The 3,854-nt window shown below is 59.4% G+C and carries 5 protein-coding genes and 1 pseudogene; 3 read left to right on the top strand and 3 right to left on the bottom strand.

Features of this window, described 5'->3' with window-relative positions; all coding sequences use genetic code 11:
• Nucleotides 1-128 precede the first annotated feature (128 nt).
• The 3 genes from AAAB16_RS02615 to AAAB16_RS02605 form a co-directional block, all read right to left on the bottom strand.
• Nucleotides 129-737 (bottom strand): START domain-containing protein, encoded by a 609-nt coding sequence (locus tag AAAB16_RS02615; RefSeq protein ID WP_340661931.1) that lies wholly within the window; start codon nucleotides 735-737, stop codon nucleotides 129-131.
• A 67-nt stretch (nucleotides 738-804) separates the two neighbouring features.
• Nucleotides 805-1,080, bottom strand: a complete 276-nt coding sequence (locus AAAB16_RS02610) for a YkgJ family cysteine cluster protein (protein ID WP_340661930.1) — start codon at nucleotides 1,078-1,080, stop codon at nucleotides 805-807.
• A 108-nt stretch (nucleotides 1,081-1,188) separates the two neighbouring features.
• Nucleotides 1,189-2,052: an NAD(P)-dependent oxidoreductase gene (locus AAAB16_RS02605; RefSeq protein ID WP_340661929.1), complete on the bottom strand. Its 864-nt coding sequence runs from the start codon at nucleotides 2,050-2,052 to the stop codon at nucleotides 1,189-1,191.
• Between the two features lie 163 nt (nucleotides 2,053-2,215).
• Between AAAB16_RS02605 and AAAB16_RS02600 the strand changes: the two genes are divergently transcribed.
• The 3 genes and pseudogenes from AAAB16_RS02600 to AAAB16_RS02590 form a co-directional block, all read left to right on the top strand.
• Nucleotides 2,216-2,758 (top strand): exonuclease domain-containing protein, encoded by a 543-nt coding sequence (locus AAAB16_RS02600; protein WP_340661928.1) that lies wholly within the window; start codon nucleotides 2,216-2,218, stop codon nucleotides 2,756-2,758.
• Between the two features lie 168 nt (nucleotides 2,759-2,926).
• A complete protein-coding gene (locus AAAB16_RS02595; RefSeq protein ID WP_340661927.1) occupies nucleotides 2,927-3,208 on the top strand; it encodes a pyrimidine/purine nucleoside phosphorylase in 282 nt (93 codons plus the stop codon).
• A 156-nt stretch (nucleotides 3,209-3,364) separates the two neighbouring features.
• Nucleotides 3,365-3,854 (top strand): annotated as a pseudogene (locus AAAB16_RS02590) (EamA family transporter); the annotation flags it as partial.

Here is a 3,854-nt window from a genome sequence, read left to right as displayed (position 1 = left end):
GGGGTTTTTTATTGGGGCCGAAATACCGTCAGGTAGGGTGGTGCGCACCACTGCGCCTGCCTATAGATCCCACGGTGCGCGTAGCACACCCTACGAGATCAAGAGCTCACGGCGTTTACGCAAGGGGGTTATTTCTTCTCCGCCCGCTCTTTCATGCCCTGCAGGGTTTTAAACGGCGCATCCACCACAAAGCTGTTGGCCAACCACGACGGCACGCTACCACCCGGCTCGGTGGTTACTTGGTAGGTCACTTCAACCTGCCCTGCCCCTTTGGGCACCATTTTCCAGAAGCCGTCGACCTTGGTTACCCGCACAAAACCTTTCTCTTCCGGTTGATAGGTCGGCAAGCCTTCGAGCTTACGCAGCACAGTGCCGTCGGCTTCTTCGGTGGTGGTGACGTGAATAATCGAATCACGCGGGGTAACTGGCCAAGGCGGGCTAAAACGGGTGTACGTCCAGCTCTCGGCACCTTCGCTTTTCAGCAGCTTTTGCTCGCTGCATTGAAAGATCCATTGGCATGAACCGCTGACATCTTCCTGCAAGGCACGCAGGGTTTTGATATCGCTCTTGATGGTGGTGACACCACGGTAGGCTTTGTACTGCGAACCCGGTACTTCGCTGAGAAACACCTTGATGCCGTCTTCATCCTTGGCCACCTTCCAGTCTTCGGCCTGAGCCACGGCGGACGCCATCAAACCCAAGGCGCACACGCCTGCCACTCGACTTAGCAAACCCATCACGAACTCCTTACTGAGGAAACCAGGCGACGCAATTCAATACCTGCGCCTCTATTTTTTATTGGTGTTATTGGCGGGTGGAACCCACATCGAGCGCGGTGGCTTGCTCCAGCCAGCCGAGCAGACGAATCGCCTCCTCGCTGCTGCTGCCGCACACCTCAGGGTCGGCGCCAAACGTCGAGCACACCGCTGGGCGTTCCGGCAAACCAAATAACGCGCACAAATTATCGACCGACAGATGCAGACAACGTTCGCCCGCCGGCTTGCCCAACGGCAAACCCGGAATCGGTGAACTGATGGAAGGGGCGATGCAGCAAGCACCGCAGCCGGCACGGCAAATCATGATGACGTTTACCCTGTGACTGAGCTAAAACCAAGCTGCCACAGACCTGAACGCGCGTGGCGGGCGGCGATTCTACTCGCCGCGCCTAGCGCCGCAAAGCGCCATCCACTACTTCAGACGGGTAATCAGACTGGACGTATCCCAACGCCCGCCGCCCTGCCCTTGTACCTCGGCATAGAACTCATCGACCTGCCGGGTAATCGGCAAGTGCGCGCCATTGCGCTGGGCCTCAGCGAAGACGATGGCGAAATCTTTACGCATCCAGTCCACGGCAAAACCAAAATCGAATTTGCCCTCCAGCATGGTCTGGTAACGGTGCTCCAACTGCCAGGATTGCGCAGCGCCATGGCTGATGATGTCCATTGCGCTCGGCACATCCAGCCCGGCCTTGCGGGCGAAATGCAGCGCTTCGGCCAAGCCTTGCAGCAGGCCACCGACACATATCTGATTGACCATTTTGGTTAACTGGCCACTGCCCACCGGCCCCATCAGCCTTACCCGCTTGGCGTAGCTTTCAATCACTGGCGCAGCACGCTCATAGAGCGCTTTATCGCCGCCCACCATAACCGTCAACATGCCGCCTTCGGCCCCGGACTGGCCGCCAGAAACCGGCGCATCGAGAAACCCCAGTTCCTTTTCCGCCGCCAAAATCGCCATTTCCCGCGCAATATCGGCCGATGCACTGGTGTGGTCGACCAACACACTGCCCGGCGCCATGCCGGCAAATGCGCCGTTCTCACCCAATAACACCGCACGTAAATGTTCGTCGTTGCCGACGCAGGTCATCACCAGCTCCGCGCCCTCAACGGCTTCGCGCGGGGTGGCGGCACTTTCTCCAGCAAACTCCTCACACCAACGCTCGGTCTTGCCCGGCGTGCGGTTGTACACCGTCACTTGATGACCCTCGCAGGCCAGGTGTCCGGCCATAGGAAAACCCATGGTGCCAAGCCCAATAAATGCCACAGTCGCCATACGTCACCTCCTCATTTGGCTTACAGCAAGCTTAGAGTGCTATGGCAAATTGACCGGGAATAATCCCGCCACGAGTGGGTCTATGTGCTTGGGAGCGCCTAGCGCGGGGTTTGCGAGGTGTGGAAAGGCCTTCCATACTGCCAGCCAACGGATGGAGAGAACGATGGGATATTGGTTGGTGATCGACCTGGAGGCCACGACCGAAGAAGGTGGCTGGCCGGTTACAGACATGGAAATTATCGAAATCGGCGCCAGCCTGGTTACGGCTGACGGCCGGGAAATCGACCATTTTCAGCGTTTCGTCCGTCCCCTGCGCCGCCCGCACCTCACCACGTTTTGCCGGCAACTCACCCATATCAGCCAAGCCAATGTCGACAGCGCCGCGCCGCTGGCAGTGGTATGGCCGCTTTTTGAACGCTGGCTCGCCGCCCATCAGCCGCGCTTGGTGGGCTGGGCCAGTTGGGGCGACTACGACCGAAAACAGCTGGAGCAAGATTGGCAGCAGCACCAACTCAGCAGCCTGCTTAGCCAGGTGCCGCACGTAAACCTCAAACAGCGCTTCGCCAAAGCCCGCCAATTGCAAAAGCCGGTCAGCCTGAACAATGCCCTGCAATTGGCCGGATTGAGCTTTCAAGGGCAGCAACACCGCGCTCTGGAAGATGCCCGCAACACGGCACGTTTGCTGCCGTTAGTGCTGCCCCTTTAGACGCACCACGCCACCAACCACCTACACCGTCATCCCCGCGCAGGCGGGGATGACGGTGAGGTACTAGAGCTAATGCCATCGCTCTAGTAGGCGCCTGCACACGTGACGACAGCACCTTGCTTGGGCATACTGGCCGACCCTTTTTTCGTCCCTTTAAAGGAAAAGTCCATGTTCAAGGTCAACGAGTACTTCGACGGCACCGTCAAATCCATCGCCTTCGGCATGGCTGAAGGCCCCGCCACTATCGGCGTGATGGCTGCTGGCGAATACGAATTCGGTACCAGCCAACTGGAAGTCATGCACGTGGTAGCCGGCGCCCTGACCGTTAAGCTGCCAGGCACCGACGCCTGGGAAACCTTCGAAACCGGTAGCAACTTCACCGTGCCGGCCAACAGCAAATTCCAGCTGAAAGTCGCCGTCGATACCGCCTACCTGTGCGAGTACCGCTAAGCTTCCCGCTGTACGCCCGATATAAAACTGGCCAGGCTCGATCCTGGCCGGTTTAGAGCGGCAACCAGCCGCCAGCTCCATTCCTCACTGCCGCGCCTCCGTCACCGCCCATGAACCCTTCATAGCCCGAGTGACACGCCTTAACGGACACTCCCAATGCCTGGGTCCAAGCCTGCTGTCTCGATTGCCATCCCTATTTTGCTGCTGATCATCGCCATGAGCTCGATTCAGGGCGGCGCCGCCCTGGCCAAAGGGCTGTTCCCCGCCGTGGGTGCGGAAGGCGTATCGGCGCTACGCTTAAGCCTTGGCGCGCTGATTCTGTGCCTGATCATGCGGCCGTGGCGTGCCCGCCTGAACCGTTCAAGCATCCAGTCGTTACTGGGTTATGGCGCGTCGTTGGGGCTGATGAACCTAATGTTTTATATGGCGCTCAAAACCATCCCCCTGGGCATCGCCGTTGCGCTGGAATTCACCGGACCACTGGTGCTGGCCATGGTCTCGTCGCGGCGTTTTATCGATTTTGTCTGGATTGCCCTGGCGGTACTGGGCATTGGCTTGCTGCTGCCGATCAACCCGGCCGACAGCGCGCTGGACCCCACCGGCATTGCCCTGGCCCTGGGCGCCGGCGTGTGCTGGGCGCTCTACA

Origin of the sequence: Pseudomonas sp., assembly GCF_037994325.1 — a bacterium.
Classification (GTDB): Bacteria; Pseudomonadota; Gammaproteobacteria; order Pseudomonadales; family Pseudomonadaceae; genus Aquipseudomonas.
The sequence above is the reverse complement of the archived record's forward strand: the minus strand, read 5'-3'. Positions and strand labels throughout refer to the sequence as shown.

What these genes read in the sequence shown, in the direction of transcription:
- AAAB16_RS02615 (WP_340661931.1), bottom strand. Translation starts at nt 737, where the DNA reads ATGGGTTTGCTAAGTCGAGTGGCAGGCGTGTGCGCCTTGGGTTTGATG.
- AAAB16_RS02610 (WP_340661930.1), bottom strand. Translation starts at nt 1,080, where the DNA reads ATGATTTGCCGTGCCGGCTGCGGTGCTTGCTGCATCGCCCCTTCCATC.
- AAAB16_RS02605 (WP_340661929.1), bottom strand. Translation starts at nt 2,052, where the DNA reads ATGGCGACTGTGGCATTTATTGGGCTTGGCACCATGGGTTTTCCTATG.
- AAAB16_RS02600 (WP_340661928.1), top strand. Translation starts at nt 2,216, where the DNA reads ATGGGATATTGGTTGGTGATCGACCTGGAGGCCACGACCGAAGAAGGT.
- AAAB16_RS02595 (WP_340661927.1), top strand. Translation starts at nt 2,927, where the DNA reads ATGTTCAAGGTCAACGAGTACTTCGACGGCACCGTCAAATCCATCGCC.